The following is a 24,867-nucleotide window of genomic DNA, read 5'->3' on the forward strand; positions in this document are numbered from 1 at the left end:
CTCGATAAAACCGTCTCAAATATAAAACCGATGAGCGTAAACAACTTGTTCACAGGTGAAACTCGCTCGCCTTAATAAACAGTCTACTTTCTTCAGGGGCTTGGCATGCGCAAGATTACGCTTTGTTTTTTCCTTGTTTCAACAGTGAGTTATGTAACCGCCACCGCATTGCCCAACGACGTTGCCGCCACCGCGGCGCCGGTAAAAAAAAGCCGCCCGGCATTTCCGCATATTCATTGGCAAAGCGAGGATAATAAAAAGAATATTGATATCGGCGGCGCACTACGCGCCAATTATCGCTATGAAGACTGGCACAGCAGCAATTATCGGAATCCTCCGCATTTACGCTTTGACGCCTTTCGCATCGATGCCGCCGGCCAGGTAAACGACGCGTTTTTCGATAGCGGATTCTGGTTTCAGGATCGGCGCAAATACGCCATCGACCGCGCCTATGTCGGCTACCACCTGTCTGAGCGCTCCGCCGTGCAGCTCGGCGCGCCGTTCAAACCGTTCGGCCTGATGCCCTACCCGCAGTTCGGCTGGTCGTACGGCATTCCGTTTTACCTCGGCTTTGGCGTCAACACCGGGCTGGGCGCCAAATACCAATACCAGCATGACGATTGGGCCTTCGACGCCGCCTACTACCCGCGCATGATGCCGACCGGCGTGCGTTACGCCCCCGACGTCGCCAGCTACGACGATCTGAAAAACACCAACTATGCGTCACAGCACCTGCAGCGCAACGAAAAACGCGATCAGGTAAACCTGCGGCTGACGCGCGCTTTCCATCAGGGCGGCTGGGACAATGAGCTCGGCGGTTCGCTGGCGGCCTCGCGGCTCTACAACCAGGCGACCGGCGATAACGGCAGCTTCTGGGCGGCAGGCTTACATACGCTGGTGAATTACGATCCCTGGCATCTGTCCGGCCAGGTAATCCGCTACGGTTACGATGCCAAAGGCCCGGCCGGAGCCAACAATTCGGTGATCCTGATGGGGGGCAACGGCCTGACGCCGGCCTATCTGATCCCGTCGCAGGCCACCACCGCCGCCATTAACCTGGCGCGCGACGTCGACGTGCCCTGGGGGCCGGTGAAAAAGCTGCGGTTCTATAACGATTACAGCGTGCTCTGGAAGGACAGGCACAGCGGCTCCGACTCTAAAATGAACACGCTGGGGGTACAAGTGTTCGCCATGCCGGTGATGCTGTGGGTGGATCTGACCTGGGCTCAGAACGCCAACCCGTGGGGCGGCGTAGAAAACGCCACCGGCTGGACCGGCACCCAGTCCTCCGGCAGCAATAAATGGTATTTTCGCACCAACGTGAACATCGGTTACTACTTCTAAGCGCGGCGGGATCTACACTGAAGTATCGCCGCCAATCGGAGAAACCACGATGCTGAGCGCACAAACGCTGCATGTTGCCATCAACCGCCCTTGTGACGAGGTGTATGCCTTTCTCAGCCAGCCCGAAAACTTCCCCTTGTGGGCCAAAGGGTTAGCCAACAGCTTGCGGCGAGAAGATGAAGACTGGGTGGCGGACACCCCGCAGGGGCGGATCCGCATTCGCTTCAGCACGCCGAATGCCTTCGGCGTGCTGGATCATTGGGTGACGCTGCCGGACGGCGGTGTGGTCTACGTGCCGCTGCGCGCACTCGCCAACCGGCGCGGCACCGAGGTGATCTTCACCCTGTTCCGCCAGCCGGATATGGACGATGCGCTGTTCGCCCGCGACGCCGGGCTGGTGAACGCCGATCTGCAGGCGCTGAAGCGCCTGCTGGAATCTCACTCGCCCTCGGTTACCCCTTGACCGACGACACCACGTTAAGCGGCTGGGCGTCCGGCAGAATATTCATGTGCTCCAGCACCTGGGCCATGATCTTGCCGAACACCGGCCCGGCCACCGAACCGCCGAAGTGCTTGCCGGCTTTCGGGTTGTTGACCATCACCACCAGCGCCACCTGCGGATCGCTGGCCGGCGCCACGCCGGCGGTGTAGTTGATGTAGCCGCCGTCGTATTTGCCGCTCGGGCCCATTTTCTCGGCGGTACCGGTTTTGATCGCCAACCGGTAGCCCGGCACCGCGGCGCTCACCCCGCTGCCCCCCGGCAAGGCGTCGCTCTCCATCATATGCACCACGGATCGTACCGTATCCGCCGGCAGAATACGTTGCCCCATCACCGGCGGCGTCACCTTGGTGATCGACAGCGGCCGATAAATGCCGAAGGAACCGATAGCGGCGTACTCGCGCGCCATCTGCAGCGGTGTCACGCGCAGCCCATAGCCGAAGGAGAAGGTAGCGCGTTCGATATCGGCCCAGCGTTCACGATGCTGCGGCAGATAGCCGCTGCTCTCGTTGCCGATGCCAAGCTCGGTCGGCCGCCCCAGGCCAAAGCTGCGATAGACCGCCGGCAGCACCGTGGCCGGCAGCGCCAGCGCAATGTGCGATACCGCGATGTCGCTCGATTTTTGCAGCACGCCGGTGATGGTCAACTTCGACCAATGGCCGACGTCTTTGATCAGGTGACCGTTCACCCGATACGGCGTGGTGTCTAGCACCGTATCCGGCCGGATCAGCTTATGCTCCAGCCCCACCATCACCACCACCGGTTTCACCGTCGAGCCCGGTTCGAAGCTGTCGCTGCTGCACACGTTGCGAATGTCTTTCGCCGGGGTGCTGCCATAGTTGTTCGGGTTGAACGACGGGTAGCTGGCCATGCCGAGGATCTCGCCGGTGTCGATCTTGACCAGCACCGCACAGCCGGAGTCGGCCTGGTTGGCCACCACGCCGTCGCGGATCTGCGCATAGAGCACATACTGGATAAATTTGTCGATGCTGAGCGTTACGTTCGGCGGCGGCACCGGATCCACGCTTTTTAGCACGCCGATCACCGCGCCGCTGCCGTCCTTCTGATAGACCCGCAGGCCGTTTTTGCCCTGCAACAGCGGGTTGAAGCCCAGCTCGATGCCCTCCAGCCCTTGATTGTCCTGGCCGACGATGCCGATCAGCCCGGCGGCGTCCTGGCCCATCGGATAAAAGCGGCTGAAATCCTGCTCGGTGCTGACGCCGGTCAGATGCAGTTTGCTGATGTAGGCGGCGTTGTCGTCCTCCACCTTGCGCGCCAGATAGACGAAACGTTTATGCGCGTTGCTCTGGATCAGATGCTGCACGTCCGCCAGCGGGATCTTCAGCACGTTGGCCATGCTCTGCCAGCGCTCGTTGCCGGTGTCGGTCTGGGTATCGAGAATGTGTTTCGGATCCAGCACGATGTCTTTGGACGACACGCTGACCGCCAGCGCCTCATCGTTGCGATCGGTGATCATGGCGCGGTTGGTCGGCACCACCTGGGTGCGGATAGAGCGCTGGTCAGCTTGATCCGCCAGCTGCTGGTGCTCCAGCAGCTGCAGATAGCCGACCCTGAACGCCAACAGAAAAAAACAGACCAGCATGCCGGCGCAAATCCAGCCGAAACGAACTGTGGAATAGGTTTTACCGCTTTTTTTGGTCGATGGCGCCACTGTTGTGTTAACCCTGCGTTTTTATTCGGTTTATGGTGTTATTTCAGTCTACCTTGCCGGAAATGGTCAGGAGATTGCAGTTTGTAAGAAAGTAAAAACAAACCGCATCACCGTTGCACATCCGCACTGTCGTTTAACTGCGGTTTACTTTGCGCCGGATCGCCGGGCTGCGGCGCGTTGGCCGGGTCAAAAATATGGTCGAGGATCGCGCGGGCGGTCGGCCCCGCCACCACGCCGTCGCCGCCGCCGTTTTCCAGGATCAGCGCCATCGCCACCCGGGGGGTTTTGTAAGGCGCGAACAGCGTATAGAAGATGTGATCGCGCAGCCGCACCGGGATCATTTTGGCGTTGTAGGTCTGGTTTTGCTTCAGGCTGAACACCTGCGAGGTGCCGGATTTGGCGGCGATCTGATACGCCGCGGTGTGGAACAGCTTGTAACCGGTGCCGTTAGGCAAGTTAGCCATGCCGTACATGCCGTTGCGCACGATGCCCCAGTAAGGCGAGTGGGGATCGCCGATCTGCGCCGCTTGCGCCGGCGGCTGATAGCGCGTCACCCTGTTGCCCTGCTGCAGCGAATACAGCAGATGCGGCGTTTTCACCTGACCGTTGTTGATCAGCGTGGTCAGCGCTTTTACCATCTGGATCGGCGTCGCTACCCAATACCCCTGGCCGATGCCCACCGAAACCGTGTCCCCCTGATACCAGCCCTTTTTGTGCACCTTCAGCTTCCAGTCGCGGCTCGGCAGCACGCCGCGGTACTCTTCGTTCAGATCGATGCCGGTGGACTGGCCGTAGCCGAACTGGCTCAGCCAATGGTGGATACGATCGATGCCCATCTCATACGCCACCTGATAAAAGAAGGTGTCGGCGGACTCCTCGATCGCTTTGGTGACGTTGAGCATGCCGTGGCCGGTTTTCAGCCAGTCGCGGTAGCGGCGTTCGGTGCCGGGCAGCGTCCAGGTCGGAGCGCCGAAAAAGGTGGTGGTGGGTGTGATCACCCCGGCGAACAGCGCCGAAACGGCCATGTAGGGCTTCACCGTCGACGCCGGCGGGTACAAGCCCTGAGTGACGCGGTTGATCAGCGGCAAATCCGGGTTGGTCAGCAACGTCTTATAGGCCTGATAGCCGATGCCTTTGACGAAAGGATTGGGATCGTAGCTGGGGCTGGAGACCATCGCCAGGATGCCGCCGTCGCGCGGATCTTCCACCACCACCGCGGCGCGCTGCCCCTTCAGCACCGATTCGATGTACTGCTGCAGCGGTAAATCCAGCGTCAGGTAGATGTTCTTGCCGGCCTTCGGCGGCTGCTCCTTCAGCAGGCGGATCACCCGCCCGTGGTTATCCACCTCCACCTCCTGATAGCCGGTGGTGCCGTGCAGTTCGGACTCGTAATAGGCCTCGATGCCCTGTTTGCCAATGTTGCGGTCGGCGGCATAGTTCTCGCTCAGCCCGGCCTTGTCCAGGCGTTTGAGATCGTTGTCGTTGATCTTCGACACATAGCCCAGCACGTGCGCCAGCTGGGCGCCGTAAGGATATTCACGCTGTTGATAGGTATCGATCGTCACCCCGTCGAAACGGTATTGATTGACGGCAAAGCGCGCCACCTCGGTGTCGCTCAGCCCGGCTTTGAGCGTCACCGGTTTGTAGCGGCTGTTGTGGTGCATGTCGTCGCGAAACGCGCTGATGTCCTCCGGCGTCAGGTCGACGATCGGCGTCAGCGCCTGCAGCAGCGCCGCCATGTCGCTGATTTTGCTGGGCGTGACCTCGATACGATACAGTGTCACGTTTCGCACCAGCGGAATGCCGTTGCGATCGAAGATCAGCCCGCGGCTGGGGGCGATCGGCAGCATCTTGATGTCGTTCTGGTTGGAACGCGTCTGGTAAAAGCCGTGCTGGCGGATTTGCAGCCGGTAGAGATTGACGATCAGCACGCCGAAACAGACCACCACCAGTGCCAGCGCTACGCCTGCCCGGCGGATAAACAGCCTCTCTTCCGCAGAGTGGTCGCGAATTTTTTCTTTTAACAGGGCCATGCGGTGCCGATACCTTTTGCGTCACATTTCCCCGCAAAATCAGGGAACTGAAAAGCCGGCAAGCATAGCGTTATCGGGCGCACCGCCCCATGAAAAGGTTGCTAATGAAATGGCATAACTGTTTCAGCATATTGGAATGTTACCGTCGGCGTTTTTTTCACCGCGCTTCCCATTGAGCCGCCGTTCGCCCCAATGCTACAATGTGATCTTAATCACACTATTCCCGATATTCCCCCGCATTTCCCTGTCGGCGCCCTGCCGGATGCGGCTTTTTGTTACATAGGATCGAGTTCGATGAGTACCATTGCCACCGGTTTAGTCATGATGCGCTGGGAGTTGCTGAGCGCCGTGATGATGTTCTTCGCCAGTCAGTTAAACGTCGTTTGCCGTAAGACCAGCCGTAACGGCATGGCGTTCATGTTCAGCAGTCTGGGCCTGTTTACCGCCTGCTGGTTCGTGATGGGCCTGATGGGCATCCACCTTACCCTGGAAGCCTTCACCCAATTCTGGTCTTCGGCCTGGGATCGCTACGTGGACGTGGTCAGCACCATGCCGGTCGATTGGCCGATGCCGTAATCTCGCCGCAGGGGCGGCGCACCGGCCGCCCCGCCGATTATTCCGTTTCCGTTGACGGCGCCACCGCCAGCCGCGCCATCAAGGCCCCCGCCTCAATCAACAGCGCCTGCTCCCGCTCCGTTAAACAGCTCTCCATCGCCGCCAGCAGCCACGCCTCGCGTCGGCTGCGGCTTTGCTGCAGCAGGCCCAGCCCGGCGGGCGTCAGGCGCACCCGCACCCGGCGTTTGTCTTCGGCGTCCGGCGTGCGCACCAGCAAGCCATCGGCCTCCAGCTCACGCAACGCGGCCGCCAGGTTAGAGGAACGCATGCGCTCCGATTCCGCCAGCAGCGACGGCGTCGCCTCGCCGCCGTGGCGATCGATAGCCCCCAACAGCATCAGTTGGGCCCAGGATTTTTCGTCGCTGCGCGATTCGCGCCGTAAACGGCGCACCAGCGACATTAACTGCGTGCGCAGCAGCGTCACGTCTTCAGGATGATCTTTCTTCATTGGCATCAATCTAGCGTTCAGTTTATCCCTGCTTTCACACCGCCGGATCGCGCGGTGCCCTTCCTGGCTACCGCGCCGCTCTGGCTTAACCTAGTTACCTATGATAATATAGCTATTAATATATAGCAAAAAAGACACTGCATCGGCAGGGTTACGTTTGCTCACGCATTTGCCCCTCGCCGATTAATTTGCAGTGTTATTATTATTTTGCTTAATAAATCCCTCCTTATTCAACGTGGTACGGTAAGCCGATGGAAGCGTGGAAAGTCAATCTGATCTCGGTCTGGCTCGGGTGTTTCTTCACCGGGCTGGCGATGAGCCAAATCCTCCCTTTTCTGCCGCTGTACGTCGAACAGCTCGGCGTCAGCGATCACCAATCCCTCAGCCTGTGGTCCGGGCTGGTGTTCAGCGGCACCTTTTTGGTCTCGGCGGTAGTCTCACCGCTGTGGGGCAGCCTGGCCGACCGCAAAGGCCGCAAGCTGATGCTGTTGCGCGCCTCGCTGGGCATGGCGATCGTCATCGCGCTGCAGGGGCTGGCCACCAACGTCTGGCAGCTGTTCGCGCTGCGCGCCCTAATGGGGCTGACGTCCGGCTATATTCCCAACGCCATGGCGCTGGTCGCCTCGCAGGCGCCGCGCGATAAAAGCGGCTGGGCGCTGGGCACGCTCTCTACCGGACAGATCTCCGGCGTGATCGCCGGGCCGCTGTTGGGCGGGCTGATGGCCGATCATCTGGGGCTGCGGGTGGTGTTTTTCGTCACCGCCGGGCTGATGTTCGTCAGCTTCCTGGTGACGCTGTTCCTGATTAAAGAGCGGCGCATCACGGTGAAAAAAGCGGATCAGCTGAGCGGCAAGGCGGTATTCCGTTCGCTGCCCTATCCGACGCTGATCGTCACCCTGTTCGTTTGTACCCTGATGATTCAGCTGGCCAACTCGTCCATCAGCCCGATCCTGACGCTGTTCATCCGCGAGCTGTCCGGCGACGTCAGCAATATTGCCTTTGTCAGCGGCATGATCGCCGCCGTGCCCGGCATTGCGGCGCTGATCTCGGCGCCGCGCCTCGGGCGCCTCGGCGATCGCATCGGCACCGCGCGCATCCTGATCGCCGCGCTGCTGTTCACCACCGGGCTGTTCGCCGTGATGGCCTGGGTCAATACGCCGCTGCAGCTGGGCATTCTGCGCTTCCTGCTCGGCTTCGCCGACGGCGCGCTGATGCCGGCGGTGCAGGCGCTGCTGCTGAGGTATTCCTCCGATCAGGTGACCGGGCGCATCTTCGGCTATAACCAATCCTTTATGTACCTGGGCAACGTGGTTGGCCCGCTGCTGGGTTCGGGCATTTCGGCGATGATGGGGTTCCGCTGGGTGTTCGCGGTGACGGCGGTGTTGGTGCTTTGCAATGCGCTGCAGCTGCGCCATCAGTTCAAAAAAGTGGAGAGTCAACGCGCGGGATAACGGGAAATGCGGGGAAACGCCTCAAGCAGTGGTGGGACAATGACGCCCATCAACCGTGCCACCACTGCCAAAGGCGGCCGTAGCCTACTCGACGCGGCGGTCATTTAATATTTATGTAAGTAAATAAAGTGTTGCGGGCGTGTTGAGGGCCGCCGCAGCGGCCCTTGCGGATCAGAACATGGTATTGTCGTTAGCCGATTTTTCCGGCACATCCTGATTGACGTCCCAATGCTCGGTGATTTTCCCCTGATCGTTCACCCGATAAATATCCACGCTGGCGGTGCCGCGATCCTGCGGGTTATTTTGGTATTTGACGTGAACGTAGACCAGATCGCCGTTGACCGCGCTGCGGTATATTTTGGCGCTGTACTGCGGATTGTCCTTAAAGGTCTGGCTGAAGAAATCCAGGAACGGCTTGATGCCGTCGCCGACGAACGGGTTATGCTGCTTGTAGTTTTCCACAATCAGCCTCTGCGCCACGCCGATGTCGTGGCGGTTGAAGAAGCCCGCGTACAGATCTTCCACCACCTTCAGCTTCTGCTGGGCATGATGATAACCGCCTTTGCCGGCCGATTTGTAAGACGCCGCCTGATCCGTTGACAGCGCCGGGTAACTCGCCAGCAAGCCGCCGACGATCGCACAGGTGATCAATGCCTTTTTCATAACTGCTCCTTATTTTCCTGAGTGACCTACGATTTTCAGCTGCCCTTTCAGATGGGTGAAGCTGCCGTCCTTGGCGGCGATGTTGGTGTACACCTCGCCGCGCTCAAAGTCCTCGATATGCGTCACGTTGTCGCCGGACTGCGGTTCGTGCCAATAGACCATATAGACCTTCGGCCGAATCTCCACCGCAGTGTATTGCACGGTATCGGTGATGCCCTGCGACGCCTCGCCGATGCCGGTGAAGGTCATGGTCTTGTCATCGGTAAAATCCAGCTTGAAGGCGAAATCGCCGAAGGTCACCTGCACCACTTTACCGACTGCAATGAACTGCCCGTGTTTTTCCGTCATCGTTGCCGCCTTACTGTTAGTCAGGGAGGGTTGCGCCGCCGTAGCGGCGGGCAATGCCAGGGGGAAAGTCAGGGCTATCGCCAGCGCGATGCCCGTTCGCTTCACTGTTTTCATCGTTCCTTCTCCTTTCCGTGGTTGAAAACGAGAATCATTATTATTTCTTAACGATTGGCAGAAATATAAGAATAATCTCTATTCCTATCAGGCACCTGGCGGCAAAAAAAGACGGGGGAAAATCGCCGTAAAATGGCATGGTAATAGCGCGTTCTGGCCCTTGGTTTTTACGCAATGAACGTAATTTCTGCTTACAGGAAGGGAAACCACTCGGGGATTTGATGGGTCTATAGCGCAGACCGCTTTAAGCTAATACGTATTTGTTCTTAAGCCGCCCACCGCCGGCAGGCGGCGGCGAACGGCGTGGCGTTTACCGCAGCCAGGGCGTATAGGTGACGCCGACCAGCAACCCTTCCGGGCTGAGCAAACGGGTAACGCTCTGCCCCCACGGCTCTTCGCGGTTGGCGACCAACAGCCGATAACCGCGATCGACCAGCCCCTGGGTGGCGGCCGCCATGTCGGCCACGTCGAACTCGATCCAAGCCTGCGGCACCGCGAGATCCGCCGGCCAGCGATCGTCGCCAAAGCAGGACTGCGCCGCCTGCGCCAGCGGCCACAGGGCGAAATGCTTCACCCCGTCCAGCGCGCCTTGCTCCGACAGCAGATAGGTTTCGTTGCCCGGCATCGGCTTGAGCGGCAACCCCAGTGCCTCGACATAAAACGCCTTGCTCTCGTCGCTCTCACGCGTGATGGGCCCGAATCCGGCGACAAACAACACGCCCAGCCCGGCAAATTGTTGATCCATGCTGCTCTCCCTTCCGGTTAGCGCCCCTGCCGCACCTGCAGCGGAGCAAATCCATAGGCCGCCTTGAAGCGGTTGCTGAAATGGCTGGCGGAGCTGAAGCCGCACGCCAGCGCGATCTCGGTGATCGGCTGTTGGCTGTGCCGCAGCAGCCGTTCCGCGCGTTGCAGCCGGGCGCGCATCACAAACTGGTGCGGCGCCAGCCCGGTGGCGTGCTTGAACATGCGGGCGAAATGGTATTCGCTCAACCCGGCCTGCGCCGCCAGATCCGCCAACAGCAAAGGCCGTTCAAGGTGGTTTTCGATATATTCCCGCACCCGCCTGGCCACCGCAGGCGCCAGGCCGCCGCGCGCCTGCGGCAGCTTCCACTGCAGCTGGCTGTAACGCTGGATCAGATGCGACATCAGTAGGTTAGACGCGCTGCTGAGCGCCAGCAGATTGGCGCTGTCCCGCCAGTCGCAGTTGAGTAAAAACTGGCGATACAGCAGCGTGATCTGCGGATCTTCGCCGAAGCTGCGCGGCTCTACGTTGATCGCCGCCGGGCTGCGATCCCAGGTCTGCTCCGCCAGCTGCCGCAGATGCCCGTCGGTGCAATACAGATGCACGAACGACAGATCGCTGCGCACATCCCAGGTGGAGGCGTATTGGCGCGGCATGATGCAGAACCGATCCGGCCCGCCGCCGTTGCGCCAGCCGCCCGGCACCTGCTGATAGCACTCATAGCCGTCGGCGACGTACAGGCTCAGGGTATGGTGGTCGGCGCTTTCCTGCGTGACGCGATCGTTGCAGTTGGACCAGGCGGCCAGCTCCACGCCGGTGCCCAGCAGCACGCTGCCGTGCAGCCGCGCCTTGTGCTCACGCAGTGTTTCAAACGCCTGATAGTTGGACATCGCCGGCCCCGTTGTTCGACATGCCGACAGTGTAAAGAGTGGCGCCGCCGCATACCAGCCGCTGCCCCGCGCTTTTGGCAAAAAAAGCGCAAGAATATGCAACTGGCCGCAAAGCGCTGCAAGCGCCGCCGCGCGCCAAAGCGGATACTGCGCCATCGGTTTTTTCGGAGTAACAAATAGAATGAATGCGCTGTTGTACCTCGCCGTGGTGCTGATTTGGGGCACCACCTGGATTGCGATCACCCTGCAACAGGAAGGGCCGGTGGCCATTCCCGTCTCGATCGCTTACCGCTTCGCCATTTCCGCCGCGGTGATGTTCGCCGTGCTGCTGCTAACGCGCCGCCTGCGCCGCCTCGCTCCGCGCGATCATCTGTTCTGCGTGCTGCAGGGCTGCTGCGTGTTTGGCTTCAACTTCTTCTGCTTCTACCACGCGGCGGCCTACATCAGCAGCGGGCTGGAATCGGTGATCTTCTCGATGGCGGTACTGTTCAACGCCCTCAACAGCCTGCTGTTTTTCCGCCAGCGCCCCAGCCCCAACCTGCTGCCGGCGGCGCTGCTGGGGTTAACCGGCATCGTGGCACTGTTTTGGCAAGATCTGGCCGCCACCCGCATGGCGCCGGAGCTACTCAAAGGCATCGGCCTGAGCGCGCTCGGCACCTACGGCTTCTCGCTGGGCAACATGATCAGCACGCGCCATCAGCGCCGCGGGCTGGATATCTTTTCCACCAACACCTACGCCATGACCTACGGCGCGCTGTTGATGGCGCTGATCGCCTTGGCGCAGGGCGCATCGTTCCAGATGGAATACAGCAGCCGCTATATCGGCTCCCTGCTGTACCTGGCAATTTTCGGATCGGTGATCGCCTTCGCCGCTTACTTCAGCCTGCTCGGCCGCATCGGCGCCGGCGCGGCGGCCTACAGCACCCTGCTGTTCCCGCTGGTGGCGCTGACCATCTCAACGATCTACGAAGGCTATCAGTGGCACTTCAACGCCGTGCTGGGCCTGTGCCTGATCCTGCTGGGCAACCTGGTGATGTTCGCCAAGCCGGGGCTGAAATGGCGACGGGCGGGTATCTCAAAACAAAACTCAACCCTTTGAAGCCATTGGCGAATATCGTTATCATCAGGTTTTGTTGATAACGGATGATGGCCAATGCTCAGAAGTGATGATGTGACACCCCGCGCCTACAAACAAGTGGACGTGTTTACCCGTACGCCGCTGCAGGGCAACCCCGTGGCGGTGGTGCTGGAGGCCGAGGGGCTGAGCACCGCGCAGATGCTGGCATTGGCCCGTTGGACCAACCTTTCGGAAACCACCTTTGTACTTAAACCGACGCACCCGGCGGCGGATTATAAAGTGCGCATTTTCACCACCGAAAAAGAGCTGCCCTTCGCCGGCCACCCAACGCTGGGCACCGCCCACGCCCTGCTGGAAGCCGGATTGGCGCCCAAACGGCCTGGAACGGTGATGCAGGAATGCGGCGTCGGCCTGGTGGCGGTCAATATCCAGCCGGAAGGCACATTGGCATTCGCCGCGCCCGAAGTTGAGTTCCGCCCAATGGCGGCTGAGGAAACAGAACGGCTGATGGCCGCTTTACGGCCCCCGGTGATTGAAGAAGGCACCCTACCGGTGATTGCCGAGATGGGCATTCGCTGGCTGATGGTGCGCCTGCCGGACGCACAATCCTGCCTGGCGGCGACACCGGATCAGGCCACGATTAAACGGCTGCAAACGGCTTGCGATGTGGATGGCGTGGTGATCTATGGCGCCTGCACCACGGCCGAACCGGCCGATTACGAAATGCGCGCGTTTATGGTGGAATGCGGTGCCTTGATTGAAGATCCGGTGACCGGCAGCGCCAACGCCTGCCTGGCGCGCTTATTGAAGGCCAACCGCTTTCCCGACGGCGGCCAGACCGCACAGGGCTACCAGGTGCGCCAGGGCACCCAACTGAAGCGAGATGGCCGCGTGAGCGTGCGTTTTATTGACGGCGAACCCTGGATCGGCGGGCACTGTCGCACCCTGATTAATGGTACATTGGGTATTTAGTTTTGGGGGATGTAGGATAAGGAAGGCGTTGGACATTCGGAGGGATGTTTGACCCTATCGGATCGCGATTCATGAATTGCTAAAAACAAAGCTTTCCTCCGCCAAGTTATGTTCTTTCCTATGTTGCACTTCCCAGGCAAAGTAGCCATCAGGCTGTTTGGATTCTACACCTTTCAGCCAATACTGTTCATCATAAGCTATCTTTTTCAAACATGTTAATAATTACCCGCCTAAGCTATAAATTATATCACTTACTTCCAATAACGCACTGTTCAAATTAGTGTGAATTTGAAAACCATTACTTCCAACGGAAGCCAGAAACCATTAATTTACGGGCTTGTCACTTACAACGAAAATAATAATATCATAAAAGTTTAAAACCCACAGACATAGTAAATGTCGGGGCAGGCATTAATCCACCGACCTTACCATGAAAATAATTACATACGTAAACTGTAAAGATTTTTTCCTTCTTCATCCATATCCAAACTGCCAAGCGCACCTAGTTCTAAGCTATATATCTTATCACTACCATCACTTAGGTTTATAAAATAACCCAAATCACCATCCTGCCCTATCAATAAAAAGTCAGGTACCGAGTCTTGAATAGCATATGTATCATTACGCTCAACCAGACCTTTATAATTAAAGATATAGAGGGCCTCTCCATTTTTCTTTGTGAATTCATATGCGTCAGAATCACCCACTTCCTCCGATAAAAATTTCTTATATAACACAGGGAATTTACACCCCATATCACTCTCTATTTTACTGAGCACTTTTAAAACATCATCTTTATTCAAAAAAACCTCCGCATGAAAAATAAAGTCTAGATATCAGCCGCGTCGATCACCTCCAGCGGCGCGCTGTTCAGATCGGTGTGATACCAGTAAATATCCGCCGAGCGGCTGTCGCCCGCCTGCTCCAGCGCCGCCAGCGGGCTCCACGGGCTGGCCGGACGTAGCTCCAGCTGCGGCGACTGCCGTCGTCGCGTTGCTCCTGCAGCAACCGGTAGCCCTGCCACAGGAAGCATGTAAATAACTAAATTCGCCCTGCTAATTAAGAATCACCTTAATATCCTAGCGAGGATATATAACTACCTTTCCATTGTCGTTATTAAAATAAATTTCACTAATTTTACCATCGTCATAAACACATGATAAAATAACATATGGTAAAGGAGAGTAATTACTTACCGTCAATATACTATCGATTCTCCCATCTTTATAAAAGTAATGATAACCAGATACATTACCATCATCATTTGCAAAAAAAGCTTTAGATGGCTGTCCTTGAGGGCTTAAAAGAACTCTACTTATAGACAAATAGTTCCTCTTTACATCCTGTCTTATTTCAAGAACCTCATCACCATCTCTAATGACATAAGATGTATCCGCTACAACTCCTTTTGAGTTATAGCTATCTATTTTATTTATATGGTCATCATTTGAAAAATAGCAATATGCATTACTTTTGTTCTTAGGCTCTTTACTCAATATTTCTCCAGTTTTAAATCCGGTTAACTCATTGTAAAATGGAATAATACTAAAGGCATTAGTTTTAGACCACGATACAACCTTTGACTCCGCATGGCTAATCGAAGATATCTTTTCAGCTAATAGCTCTTCATTCAAAAAAAGAGACCGCACTTCATCTAAATTAGCCCTGATGTTATCAGCTATTTCTTTCATTTTTATCACTATAGTAAAGGAGCAAATTTTGGCACAGGCCTCTTTCGTCGCCATGATATTACCCGGCGTAGTTAACATACATGACAAGCTTCTTTAACACGCTACCGCACATGCCGTTACTGGTTTAACAGCTAATAGGTTACAGGTACCTACTCGATGGTGTTGAGACATCAAGTAGTCCTGCTTCGTGGTGCTCTATCAATCCAAAGGCGTCGCGCAGCGACTGTTGTTACTATGCTTCCTCCTACCGCTTCGACCTTTTTCTGCGACTCACAACGCCCCGTTATTCATACAATATTTTAAAATTACCTGTAACATCGAAAACATGATCATAAGTACTTAACGCAACTCTTTTTTTTCCTGAACTGTATTCTTCCAACAAATCAAAGCTTGACTCTGAATACCTCTCGTAAGGATAGTCATCAACTTTATAAATAGACATCCTTTCTATGTCACTAAAAAAGAACTCTATTTTCACATCTGCCTCATTCAAGACCTCTGGCTCGCATGCTGATAACGAAAGCAACGCTTTAACTTTAAATGTAAAAGGAGAAAAACTCATTTCATGTTCAGAAATGTTCAAGGCATCTCGTCCTAGTATGATTCCATACTTAGTATTTATTGGTTGCACCATCACTGTAAGCAGACCTAATCATTCTATGACCGCCAGAGACTTCGCACTGCCAGTACGAAGCATAAGTTGCACACCGCCTCGGTCACTTCCAGCAGCGTGCAGTCCAATACGTGGCATTCCTTTACTCCACGCACATCAGTTATAAATACCTCTATCCTCAGCCTTTCCTATGAATAAGTCCTGTAAACTACCTTGTATCTCCTCACCTTTGTAGTCAACAATAATATCCCCATCTATTCCGTCTGGAAAATGAGAACCATCAAGCGTCCCAAAGATCACAGAGGTGCTATCTACAATAGCCAAGTCGATAAATTTAAAAACATTATCCCTTTCATCTTTACTTAGTTTAGCCAGTGCATTGCGGGCTTTTGCATAAACATCAGAGCCAGCATCTACAGGCTTACTTAGTGAAATCCTATACCTGACTGAGTTTTCTTCAATTAATTCCTTAAAAATAGCCGCAACAAATTTCTCATCATTACTCATATATTCCTCGCGCCCTTAGCTCTGGATGCATTTTTATTCAAATCAATAAGTTATCTAAGCTTGCTATTCGGTATTTCTGGATAAACACGTCTTAACTCTCTGATATCTCGTGCGACAACATCTCTAGCATTCGTAAATGGCAACCCTGTGCTTGTATTGATCTTACTCCTAGATACAATGCCAACACCTTCTTTTGAAACAGTATGACCAACTCGTGGAACCAACATTGCTGCTGCAGTCGCCGGATCATACCCCTCAACCAAATCTTTCATAATATTTTTCTGTCCAACGTGATGTGAGTCTAGGCCTAGATTCTTCCCTTTCCATTCTTATTTTTAAAGAACGCCTCGCTGAACCTAATTTAAACGCCCCACCTCGGGTTCGTAGTAGCGGAACAGGTTGTAAGTGCAGGCCGCTTTCGTCGTCCTGATATTGCCCGGTGTAGCGCAGCGGCTGCTGGTATTGCGCGCCCTGCCGCTTCGCCGCGCCGGCCACCGTCTGGCCCTGCAGCTTGCCGAAGGTGTCGTATTGCCCGGACCAGCACAGGTTGCCCGCCGCGTCGGTCACCTCCAGCGGTGCGCTGTTCAGATCGGTGTGATACCAGTAAATATCTGCCGAGCGGCTGTCGCCCGCCTGCTCCAGCGCCGCCAGTGGGCTCCACGGGCTGGCCGGATCGTAGCTCTAGCTGCGGCGGCTGCCGTCGTCGCGCTGCTCCTGCAGCAACCGGTAACCCTGCCACAGGAAACGGGTCGTCTGTTCGGTTTTGCCCTTGTAGCGCACCGCCTTGCGGCTGCGGCGGCCCAGCGCATCGTAATGATACTGCGCCTCGAATTCGCCCTGCGGGCCGCGGCCATGCACCTGCACCAGCCGGTTGTCGGCGATCGGCACCAACGGCAGGTGCGCGTCGATGCCGTTCTGCGGGCATAGGTGTAGGTATAAACGCGCTGAAAACCAGATTGATTATTGCCTTTATGGTTTATTTTTTAAAGAACTTGATATATTCAAAAATCTAAAACGACTTTTTTTACCCCTGATATATCAGGTTCTTCCTTGCCAATTTCAAGACGAAAAATGAGATCTTTCAAATCGTAAGCAGCTAGTGACAACCCTGAAATTACGTGATTTTTATCATATAAAGGGTCTGCTTCATGATCCCAGAACCAGACTTGCCCAACCATTTTCCCCGTTAGGCAAAGACATATTTGATTACCACCATCTGATGATGCTATGGGTAGCCATTGGTTCCCAAGATCATCCTTATACATTTCAATGAATTCAAAGACATCCCCCTCTCCCTCTGAGTTACTCAATCCATAGAAATACTCCAGTGAATCATATCCCTCTTTACTTGCCCAAGGAGAAACTTCAACCCCTTTATAAATGATTAAAGAGTCAAACTCAGCTCCCTGGCTAAAGTTAGCCAGAAAATCACAATATTCTCTCGGTAAAACACCGGAGTGCTTTTCAAGTTTATTGAATAAAGGATCGTCTACCCCATTCGGTAATTTACTCAGAGCAGCACCAAGTTTTTCTAGCTTTTTCAACATTTTTCCATTCCTCATATCTGATGCAGATCCTATATGTGGTACGTTTCCATACAATCTTCCCTATAGAAACACCAGACACAATCCTAGCGTTAAAATCAATCACGTTAGATACCGTAATATTAAATGATTTATCAATGTTTATGAATGGATATTTCAAAATTATCAAACCTGCTTTTAGATACTTTTTTACTCTAGACATTTAGAAGCGACTGAGAATTGCCGGCTCTAACAACATCACTTGTTTTAATCATTAAAAACCAGAGTGTTTCTCTCAAGCTGGTGATCTTTTATATAACCCTCCTCCCATTCATAATAATCATCCGGTGCTGTACGAGGAAAACCCTTCTCAAAATATCTATCACCATGTGACATTACCATACCCCAATAATACTCATCCTCATGACCTAACATACAAGCCTCCATGAAATTCTTAGGTGGGGTTGTAAACATATGTGTATTGTTAATTATGTAACTTGCTTCCTCTTCACTTTTTCTTCCATAAAAAATAATCACTCCATAAATAGTATGGACCCAAGAATAAAAATTCACAGTGACACTTTCATTTTTATTGGATTCATTCAAAAACACTAGCTTGTCAATTAATCTATTATTTTCAAACATATTAATCATTACCCGCCCAGGTTATACGCCGTGTCACTTACTTCCAATAACGCACTAATTCAATCAATGTAACATCAGCATATATCCGCCGAACAGTCGCCGTTGTCACATCACTCCTGCGAAAACCGACAGTGCTGCCACAGGAGGCTTATAAACTCTTCAAACTATGTGGTTAGTAAGAGAGAGTATTACCCTCCTATTAATATACTTTATCTTGGTTTAAATGGATGAAGACATTGTTTAAAGACTTCCCTCATAGTCTCGTCACTCATTTCATTTAAAGAATCATGTTGATATTTATTGATTTTGCTCATTACTGCAATCTCATTATCCGGATTTTGTATGTCATAAAACTTTCGTTCAAACTCTCCAAGATAATCAATAGCAATCAACTTATCAAAGAAACTATTGATTGCATAACCACCAGCATACTCTAATGACTCAACATCATCACAAGAAAACTTAACATACATGATAAGCTTCTTCAGTGCACTAATCTCAGCCTGAGTAACAATTATTTTCTTTTTATTTTCATCCACCACAGCTCCCCCTTGCCTTAATCTGATTAAAGGTCAATTTACTTCTTTCGAATTCAACGCACATAGTACCCGGACACCTAGAATATTTAACCTCTATGATTCTTTGTTTTTAAAGAACTGGAGATTACCTACTCACAATTTAATTTCCTCATATAAACCAGGTGTTGTCTGAAAGCAGGGTGTTATAAATATAGTTACTTATTCCCCACCGTCAGACAACACTCAACACAACCCTTAATTTTGTTGAAAGCCATTGTTTCCAATGAAAACCCGAAAAAATTGAGCTTACGGGCTTGTCACTTACAGCTCAAAGAACCATTCTAAAAATAAGTTGAAATCTTTCCATTGAGGTTTCAACCGCCCATTTTTAAAATCTTGCAACTTCTCACCTAAAGCTAAGTCAACCACCTCACCAGTTTCTTTGTTGTAAAAAAACCAGTTTCCCCCTCGAAGCTGTCAAGTGGAATAAATGATTTCGGCAACCCAAGGACTTCATGACATCTCTTCAAGTCAAACTCATAGTTTGAATTTAGTAAAAACCATCCCAATTGATATATTTCTTTTTTCCGACTGTAAAAAGCAGGCCCATCTTCCGCATGGGAGTAAAATAAAGAAATATCAGATGATGGCTCAACCCCTAATTTCTCAAGGGCTTTCTTGTAGTCTTCAGATGCATCATCGAACCACCAGCCTTTATTCTTAAGATGCACTACAATATTTTTAGATAACATATTACCCCCTGCAATTAGATTTCAAATTTCGTTTGCGCAATTCATTTTCACCACGCTGACGCCAGTAGCCATCACGATCGCCATTAAAAGCATCCCTGTTAACAGGATTTATCGGATGTTGGTTTGGTAAATGAGGATGTAGTGCATTTGTACCATAATACTTCTGATGTGTATCTGCTGAAAGCTCAAATAGTGAACCTAATCCATTTTGTTTAGTAGTCTTAACACCATTCCTCGTATTAACAGGAAGCTCCCAATCAATCTCTTGTTGATAAACAGTATGAGTACTCCCTGATGGCGCACTGAACACAACCAGTGTAAAGAAATTACTCAACCCAAACGGATCCACCCACATCAGCGGGTTCGGCGCATACTGATAAAGGTTCAACCCGCCGCGCAACCCTATCGGATCCTGCGTGGTAAAACGCCCCACCTCGGGTTCGTAGTAGCGGAACAGGTTGTAGTGCAGGCCGCTTTCGTCGTCCTGATATTGCCCGGCGTAGCGCAGCGGCTGCTGATATTGCGCGCCCTGCCGCTTCGGTCACTTCCAGCGGCGCGCTGTTCAGATCGGTGTGATACCAGTAAATATCTGCCGAGCGGCTGTCGCCCGCCTGCTCCAGCGCCGCCAGCGGGCTCCACGGGCTGGCCGGATCGTAGCTCCAGCTGCGGCGGCTGCCGTCGTCGTGCTGCTCCTGCAGCAACCGGTAACCCTGCCACAGGAAACGGGTCGTCTGTTCGGTTTTGCCCTTGTAGCGCACCGCCTTGCGGCTTTTTGATATACCTCAGGATGTGAAACAGCAACGTCAAAATCACTAGATCTCAGAACTTATTGCTCTTTTTAACATGCTACCGCCCACTCCGTTACTGGCCTCACGGTATCACCCTTGGTTACAGTGGCCCAGTCGGCGGAACTGAGACATTAAGTGGTACAACTATCAATTAGCCATCGAGGCTATTGGACCTATCAACGTATTGGTTTTCATGGTGTGCACTCCTGCGTGGATAGAATCCACGCAGGAGTGCTATAGGACATTCAGAAATGCAGCAAAAATCTTTACTGGAGAGCGAAGGTTATTACACCTAGGAAAACGTGATGAAAGCATCATTCTCCAAGTAATAATTCAATGCTGATATAAGCTCATCCACAGTTGCACTTGGCTTTTGATTCAGTGCACTTCTGAGCACATCCATGAATTGATCTCCATAAAAGAATAGCTCCAACTCATTTTGTTCAACATAGTCAGGATAAACTTCTTCATCATCATCACTAACCTCTGGATAACGTTCGAGATAGCATGTCAGCTCAAGTGTCGCAATTGCCTCGTACTCTTTGGTATAAAGGCAGAAATTATCCTTTATATAACCCTCTTGAACGATTTTAATAATTAGATCTTCTAGCCTGTAAGGCGTCATATACTCTAGTTCTTTCATTAGCATCCCCCTTTTGATCTTCTCCTGGCTCCGCTTGGCTTAGGATTACCCGTGGCGCCATCCAGCTTACCTCGTCTCCCTGGCTCTCCTCCACCCCACATTTCTCGTCCTCCTTTACCCGTAGGATGATAAAGAGCGTGATTGTCTGCATGATCTACACGATCAACCAACACCAAGCGACCAACATCTTCATGATGATGCCATGTTAATACTGGCGGGCTCGAAGCTTTATTCGGGTTTTTCATCCATTCTCCCAATTCCGGGTATCGGCCCAACATATCTCGCCGGAAAGAAGGATCGGCGTCCATCCGAGCAATAAACTCTGTGTTTGCACGATTAAATTGAACAGCATCACTGGAGTAAATATTCCCTGGAGCAATAGTATGCTCTTGGAATATATGGTATTTACCGTTATTTGGTCGGTTGGAAAGCCCCAACGGATCCACCCACATCAGCGGGTTCGGCGCATACTGATACAGGTTCAACCCGCCGCGCAGCCCTATCGGATCCTGCGTGGTGAAACGCCCCACCTCGGGTTCGTAGTAGCGGAACAGGTTGTAGTGCAGGCCGCTTTCGTCGTCCTGATATTGCCCGGCGTAGCGCAGCGGCTGCTGATATTGCACGCCCTGCCGCTTCGCCGCGCCGGCCACCGTCTGGCCCTGCAGCTTGCCGAAGGTGTCGTATTGCCCGGACCAGCACAGGTTGCCCGCCGCGTCGGTCACCTCCAGCGGTGCGCTGTTCAGATCGGTGTGATACCAGTAAATATCTGCCGAGCGGCTGTCGCCCGCCTGCTCCAGCGCCGCCAGCGGGCTCCACGGGCTGGCCGGATCGTAGCTCCAGCTGCGGCGGCTGCCGTCGTCGCGCTGCTCCTGCAACAACCGGTAACCCTGCCACAGGAAACGGGTCGTCTGTTCGGTTTTGCCCTTGTAGCGCACCGCCTTGCGGTTGCGGCGGCCCAGCGCATCGTAATGGTACTGCGCCTCGAATTCGCCCTGCGGGCCGCGGCCGTACGCCTGCACCAGCCGATTGTCGGCGTCGTAGCGGTAGTGCTGTTCGTACAGGCCGTTGCGCCGGCTGATCAGGTTGCCCCAGGCGTCGTAACGGTAAAACAGTTTTTGCCAGTGCGTCAGCCGGTTATCGGCGATCGGCGCCAGCGGCAGGTGCGCGTCGATGTCGCTCTGCGGGCTGCGCTCGCCCAGCAGGTTATCCGCCAGATCGTACACCAGCCGCACGCCCGGTTTGCCCTGATTGGGTTCGCGGTGTTGCAGCAGGCGGCCTTCGGCGTCGTAACCGTAGTGCACTTCGCCGCGCAGCGCATCGCTCACCCCGGCGAGCTCGCCGCGGCCGGTGTAGCGATAAGCGCGCCACAGCACGCCGTCTTCCGGCCGGGTCAGTTTGTCGTGGCCGAAGGCGCTGCTCTGCCAGCTGCGGCGGCCCATGGCGTCGTAACGCCGCTGCTGCTGCAGCGCCCCCTGGCTGCGGCCGGTTTCCCGGTGCAGGCGATCGCGGGTGAATTCGCTCACCACCTGCTGGTTGAATTTAATGGCGCTGGCGTGGCCGGAGCCGTAATACAGCCACTGCAGGCGATCGCCCTGCGGCAGCGTCAGCGCCTGCAGGTTGGCCAGCGCATCCCACTGGTATTGCAGCTCGCCGTTCACGCCCTGCTCGCCGAGCAGCCGCCCGGCGGCGTCATAGCGCATCTGCACGCTGTCCGGTTCGATGCCCAGCGCCGCGCCGCTCGCCGTTGGCAGGCGGTTCAGCTCGCGCAGCCGCCCCATGGCGTCGAAGCGATAATGCCATTCCGCGCTGGCGTTGCCGCGCCAGACCAGCTGCCCCGCCTCGTCGAAGCGGAAGCGCTGTTCGCGCTGCGTCAGCTCGCCCGCGCTGCCCGGCAGGCCGACCTCGCGGTGCTCCTCCAACAGCCCGGCCGCGCCGTAGCGATAATAGTGGCGGGTGTCGTCCGGGCGCTCTTCGGCCAGCACGCGGCCCACCGCATCGTAGCTGAAGCGGTATTCGCCGCCGTTGCCGTTCTCCAGCCGCGTCAGCCAGCCCTGCGGGCTGTAGTGATAGCGCCGGGTGCGGTTAATGCGGTCGGTGATGCTGACCGGCAGCCCCAGGGCGTTGTACTGCCAGCGGGTCAGGCTGCCCAGCGCGTCCTGATGTTCGGCCAGCTGGCCGTGCGCATTCCAGTTAAAGCGCTCTTCGCCGCCGTCCGGGTGGATCAGGGTGTGCAGGCGCCCGCCGTTATCCCACCGGTAGCGCGTCTGGTGGCCTTCGGCATCGGTCTGCGCCGTCAGTTGCCCCAGCGCATCGTAGGTATAAGCCGTCACGCTGCCGGAACAGTCGGTGTAACGCGTCAGCTGGCCGCGGGCGTCCCACTCCAGCTTCACTTCCCCGCCCAGCGCGTCGATCACGCCGGCCGGCAGGCTCTCTTCGTCATCCGGATAGCGGTACAGCGTGGCATTGCCCAGGGCATCGACATAGCGCGTCGGGCGCCCCAGCGTGTCCCAGTGCTGCGCTTCGCTGCTGCCGTCCGGGTACGCGACGGCGAACAGCCGGCCGCTGTTGCGCGAATATTGATAGCGCGTCACGCGGCCGAGCGGATCGGTCTCCGACAGCAGGCGGCCGTAAGAGTCCCATTCGCTCTGGCGCTGCGCGCCGCCGGGCAGCAGCACGCTGCACAGCTCGCCGCGTTGGTAGATAAAACCGTAGCGGCGCTGGTCGAAATCGGTGTACTGCGCCACGTTGTCGTCGTCATCCAGCCGCCACTCCGCGCGCTTGCCGTCGCCGCGCACCGCGCTGCGGCGCCCGCCGGCGAAGTCATAGCCGAACTCCAGGGATTCCCCGGCGCTGTTGCGGTAGGCCGTCACGCGCGGCACGCCGTCGATCTCTTGCCATTGGTATTCGTTCAGCAACCCGGCGGCGTCCTGGTGGCTGATCATCAGGCCGTCGCGCCAGCCAAAACGGCGCGTTACCTCACCGGAGCGGTTGCTCACCGTCGTCAGTTGGCCCTGCTCATCGTAGCCGTAGCGCGCCAGCGTCCGTTCGCCTTCGGCGGTTTGCAGCGCCACTTCGCGCAGGCGGCCCTGCGCATAGCGGCACATCAGGCGCTGCCCGGCGCTGTCCACCAGTTCGCTCAGCAACCCCTCGTCGTCGTAAAACAGCGAGGTAGCGTTGCCGATGGCGTCGGTGATCATGCTGAGCCGGCTCGGCTGGTCGCCCGCCAGCGGCGGGTAGTGGAAAATCTGTTCGCCGACGTCAAACAGCTGCCAGCTGCCGTCGTCGTTGTGCATCAGCCAGCATTTTTCGGCTTCGCAGTAGGTTTTGTGGCCGCGCGGCACCCTGGGGAAAGCGACGAAGTCGCCGGAAGGCGCGCGCCATACCAGGCCGTCCTGATACGGCTGCAGGCTGCTCTCCCAGAACAGGTTCCAGCCGCGGCCCAGTACGCCGTCGCCGGGGTTGCCGCTGCGCCAATAGCGCTGCCAGGCGACCGGCAGGCGCGAAGGCAGCACGAAATCGAGATCGTCTTCGCCGTCGAGGAATTTCTGGCCGCTGACGATATCCACCGGCCGGGCGATAATGCCGACGGCGGCGGTGGCGGTCATCAGGGTGCCGGCGCGGCAGGCGATGCGCGCCAGCTTGTTGATGCCGGGCAGCTTGCCCAGCAGTTTGCCGAGCGCCCCCAGTTTGCCGGCGGCGCCCCCCACACCGCCCACCAGGCCGGCGAACAGCAGCGTCAGATCAGAGACCTTGTACAGCCAATCCGGCACTTCGGGCTTGATCGGCAAGGTGGTGACGGTGCCGCCGCCGATAAACACGTTGGGCGAGCCTTCCATCACCTGCGCGTCGCAGTTGGTTTTGTCCCCCACGCGCGAGGCGGGCTGGCCGTTGATGCTGACCTTGTCGGAACCCTGCGCCATCTGCATGCTCGGGCCGTCGTCGCTGCAGGCCACCTGGCTGTTGGTGGCGAGCGCGGCGGGTTTGCCGTTGATGAAGACGTTGGGGGAGCCGGTGACGATATTGCCTTTGGGGGTCAGGCTACCGGCACCGGCGTCGGCAATGCCGTCGCGCGCCGCGGTGGCCGCCTCCCCGGTGAGATACCCCACCGCCAGGCTGGCGCCGATGAGCAACACGCCAACGCCAATACAGGAAGCCGCCAGGCCGGCGACGAACAGCGCACCCGCCGCCACCGCGCCTGCGGCGGCGATCAGGCCGCCGACAAGGGTGCCGGCAATCATGCCGGCCAGGGCATGGGAATGCCCGATGGTATCGCCGACGCGGGCCGCTTCGGTCATCGTAAGGTCCTTTTACGTGAAGA

24 protein-coding genes and 3 pseudogenes are annotated in these 24,867 nt (G+C 55.6%); 6 read left to right on the plus strand and 21 right to left on the minus strand.

Going from position 1 to position 24,867, the window contains the following annotated elements; translation table 11 throughout:
• Window positions 1-105 precede the first annotated feature (105 nt).
• Together ACJ8HT_RS16190 and ACJ8HT_RS16195 are read left to right on the plus strand one after the other, a co-directional pair.
• Window positions 106-1,344 (plus strand): hypothetical protein, encoded by a 1,239-nt coding sequence (locus tag ACJ8HT_RS16190; protein WP_197653580.1) that lies wholly within the window; start codon window positions 106-108, stop codon window positions 1,342-1,344.
• 49 nt (window positions 1,345-1,393) lie between these two features.
• Window positions 1,394-1,807 carry an SRPBCC family protein gene (locus ACJ8HT_RS16195; protein ID WP_197653579.1) on the plus strand — a complete coding sequence of 138 codons (414 nt, stop codon included), beginning with the start codon at window positions 1,394-1,396 and terminating at the stop codon, window positions 1,805-1,807.
• On the opposite strand, the gene ACJ8HT_RS16200 is transcribed toward ACJ8HT_RS16195, so the two are convergent.
• Both ACJ8HT_RS16200 and mrdA read right to left on the minus strand, forming a co-directional pair.
• Entirely contained in the window at window positions 1,797-3,515 is a 1,719-nt protein-coding gene (locus ACJ8HT_RS16200; protein WP_038875183.1) for a penicillin-binding transpeptidase domain-containing protein, read from the minus strand. The two genes, ACJ8HT_RS16195 and ACJ8HT_RS16200, sit on opposite strands and share 11 nt — an antisense overlap.
• Window positions 3,516-3,622: 107 nt before the next feature.
• Entirely contained in the window at window positions 3,623-5,548 is a 1,926-nt protein-coding gene (gene mrdA, locus ACJ8HT_RS16205; protein WP_197653578.1) for a penicillin-binding protein 2, read from the minus strand.
• Window positions 5,549-5,842: 294 nt separating this feature from the next.
• Here mrdA and ACJ8HT_RS16210 point away from each other — a divergent pair, with 294 nt between their 5' ends.
• Complete coding sequence (locus tag ACJ8HT_RS16210) at window positions 5,843-6,124, plus strand: YjcB family protein (protein ID WP_033634498.1); 282 nt, start codon at window positions 5,843-5,845, stop codon at window positions 6,122-6,124.
• Window positions 6,125-6,161: 37 nt separating this feature from the next.
• On the opposite strand, the gene ACJ8HT_RS16215 is transcribed toward ACJ8HT_RS16210, so the two are convergent.
• On the minus strand, window positions 6,162-6,611 hold the full coding sequence (locus ACJ8HT_RS16215; RefSeq protein WP_197653577.1) for a MarR family winged helix-turn-helix transcriptional regulator: 450 nt from the start codon (window positions 6,609-6,611) through the stop codon (window positions 6,162-6,164).
• Window positions 6,612-6,862: 251 nt separating this feature from the next.
• On the opposite strand from ACJ8HT_RS16215, the gene ACJ8HT_RS16220 reads away from it, so the two are divergent.
• Window positions 6,863-8,062, plus strand: a complete 1,200-nt coding sequence (locus ACJ8HT_RS16220) for a multidrug efflux MFS transporter (protein WP_060439983.1) — start codon at window positions 6,863-6,865, stop codon at window positions 8,060-8,062.
• Between the two features lie 171 nt (window positions 8,063-8,233).
• Here ACJ8HT_RS16220 and ACJ8HT_RS16225 read toward each other — a convergent pair whose 3' ends face one another.
• From ACJ8HT_RS16225 to ACJ8HT_RS16240, 4 genes are all read right to left on the minus strand, one after another.
• Window positions 8,234-8,725 (minus strand): nuclear transport factor 2 family protein, encoded by a 492-nt coding sequence (locus ACJ8HT_RS16225; protein WP_047727596.1) that lies wholly within the window; start codon window positions 8,723-8,725, stop codon window positions 8,234-8,236.
• A 9-nt stretch (window positions 8,726-8,734) separates the two neighbouring features.
• Window positions 8,735-9,187 carry a MoaF-related domain-containing protein gene (locus ACJ8HT_RS16230; protein WP_204275775.1) on the minus strand — a complete coding sequence of 151 codons (453 nt, stop codon included), beginning with the start codon at window positions 9,185-9,187 and terminating at the stop codon, window positions 8,735-8,737.
• A 310-nt stretch (window positions 9,188-9,497) separates the two neighbouring features.
• Window positions 9,498-9,932 carry a glyoxalase gene (locus tag ACJ8HT_RS16235; protein WP_084827828.1) on the minus strand — a complete coding sequence of 145 codons (435 nt, stop codon included), beginning with the start codon at window positions 9,930-9,932 and terminating at the stop codon, window positions 9,498-9,500.
• A 17-nt stretch (window positions 9,933-9,949) separates the two neighbouring features.
• Entirely contained in the window at window positions 9,950-10,819 is an 870-nt protein-coding gene (locus ACJ8HT_RS16240; RefSeq protein WP_142109856.1) for a helix-turn-helix domain-containing protein, read from the minus strand.
• A gap of 181 nt (window positions 10,820-11,000) precedes the next feature.
• Between ACJ8HT_RS16240 and ACJ8HT_RS16245 the strand changes: the two genes are divergently transcribed.
• A complete protein-coding gene (locus ACJ8HT_RS16245; RefSeq protein ID WP_047727600.1) occupies window positions 11,001-11,918 on the plus strand; it encodes a DMT family transporter in 918 nt (305 codons plus the stop codon).
• A gap of 54 nt (window positions 11,919-11,972) precedes the next feature.
• Window positions 11,973-12,869 (plus strand): PhzF family phenazine biosynthesis protein, encoded by an 897-nt coding sequence (locus ACJ8HT_RS16250; RefSeq protein ID WP_197653576.1) that lies wholly within the window; start codon window positions 11,973-11,975, stop codon window positions 12,867-12,869.
• 440 nt (window positions 12,870-13,309) lie between these two features.
• On the opposite strand, the gene ACJ8HT_RS16255 is transcribed toward ACJ8HT_RS16250, so the two are convergent.
• From ACJ8HT_RS16255 to ACJ8HT_RS16320, 14 genes and pseudogenes are all read right to left on the minus strand, one after another.
• On the minus strand, window positions 13,310-13,672 hold the full coding sequence (locus ACJ8HT_RS16255; RefSeq protein WP_197653575.1) for an SMI1/KNR4 family protein: 363 nt from the start codon (window positions 13,670-13,672) through the stop codon (window positions 13,310-13,312).
• A gap of 38 nt (window positions 13,673-13,710) precedes the next feature.
• Window positions 13,711-13,904 (minus strand): annotated as a pseudogene (locus ACJ8HT_RS16260) (RHS repeat-associated core domain-containing protein); the annotation flags it as partial.
• A gap of 44 nt (window positions 13,905-13,948) precedes the next feature.
• Window positions 13,949-14,614 (minus strand): hypothetical protein, encoded by a 666-nt coding sequence (locus ACJ8HT_RS16265; RefSeq protein ID WP_197653574.1) that lies wholly within the window; start codon window positions 14,612-14,614, stop codon window positions 13,949-13,951.
• Window positions 14,615-14,843: 229 nt separating this feature from the next.
• Entirely contained in the window at window positions 14,844-15,194 is a 351-nt protein-coding gene (locus ACJ8HT_RS16270) for a hypothetical protein (RefSeq protein WP_208523558.1), read from the minus strand.
• A 135-nt stretch (window positions 15,195-15,329) separates the two neighbouring features.
• Window positions 15,330-15,680, minus strand: a complete 351-nt coding sequence (locus tag ACJ8HT_RS16275; protein ID WP_197653572.1) for a hypothetical protein — start codon at window positions 15,678-15,680, stop codon at window positions 15,330-15,332.
• 50 nt (window positions 15,681-15,730) lie between these two features.
• Window positions 15,731-15,952 carry a hypothetical protein gene (locus ACJ8HT_RS16280; RefSeq protein WP_197653571.1) on the minus strand — a complete coding sequence of 74 codons (222 nt, stop codon included), beginning with the start codon at window positions 15,950-15,952 and terminating at the stop codon, window positions 15,731-15,733.
• Between the two features lie 93 nt (window positions 15,953-16,045).
• Window positions 16,046-16,559, minus strand: a pseudogene (locus tag ACJ8HT_RS16285) (RHS domain-containing protein); the annotation flags it as partial.
• A gap of 122 nt (window positions 16,560-16,681) precedes the next feature.
• Window positions 16,682-17,227, minus strand: coding sequence for an SMI1/KNR4 family protein (locus ACJ8HT_RS16290; RefSeq protein WP_197653570.1), 546 nt, complete (start codon window positions 17,225-17,227; stop codon window positions 16,682-16,684).
• 243 nt (window positions 17,228-17,470) lie between these two features.
• Complete coding sequence (locus ACJ8HT_RS16295; protein WP_197653569.1) at window positions 17,471-17,848, minus strand: hypothetical protein; 378 nt, start codon at window positions 17,846-17,848, stop codon at window positions 17,471-17,473.
• Between the two features lie 209 nt (window positions 17,849-18,057).
• Window positions 18,058-18,387, minus strand: coding sequence for a hypothetical protein (locus ACJ8HT_RS16300; RefSeq protein WP_341534843.1), 330 nt, complete (start codon window positions 18,385-18,387; stop codon window positions 18,058-18,060).
• Window positions 18,388-18,782: 395 nt separating this feature from the next.
• Window positions 18,783-19,118, minus strand: coding sequence for a hypothetical protein (locus tag ACJ8HT_RS16305; protein WP_244664455.1), 336 nt, complete (start codon window positions 19,116-19,118; stop codon window positions 18,783-18,785).
• A 1-nt stretch (window position 19,119) separates the two neighbouring features.
• Window positions 19,120-19,891, minus strand: a pseudogene (locus tag ACJ8HT_RS16310) (RHS repeat-associated core domain-containing protein); the annotation flags it as partial.
• Window positions 19,892-20,198: 307 nt separating this feature from the next.
• Window positions 20,199-20,549, minus strand: coding sequence for a DUF7716 domain-containing protein (locus tag ACJ8HT_RS16315; protein ID WP_038874581.1), 351 nt, complete (start codon window positions 20,547-20,549; stop codon window positions 20,199-20,201).
• Window positions 20,549-24,844, minus strand: a complete 4,296-nt coding sequence (locus ACJ8HT_RS16320) for an RHS repeat-associated core domain-containing protein (protein ID WP_206190087.1) — start codon at window positions 24,842-24,844, stop codon at window positions 20,549-20,551. The genes ACJ8HT_RS16315 and ACJ8HT_RS16320 overlap by 1 nt, the downstream gene beginning before the upstream one ends.
• Between the last annotated feature and the right edge of the window lie 23 nt (window positions 24,845-24,867).

This window comes from Serratia sp. CY44782 (genome assembly GCF_052168715.1).
Classification (GTDB): Bacteria; Pseudomonadota; Gammaproteobacteria; order Enterobacterales; family Enterobacteriaceae; genus Serratia; species Serratia nevei.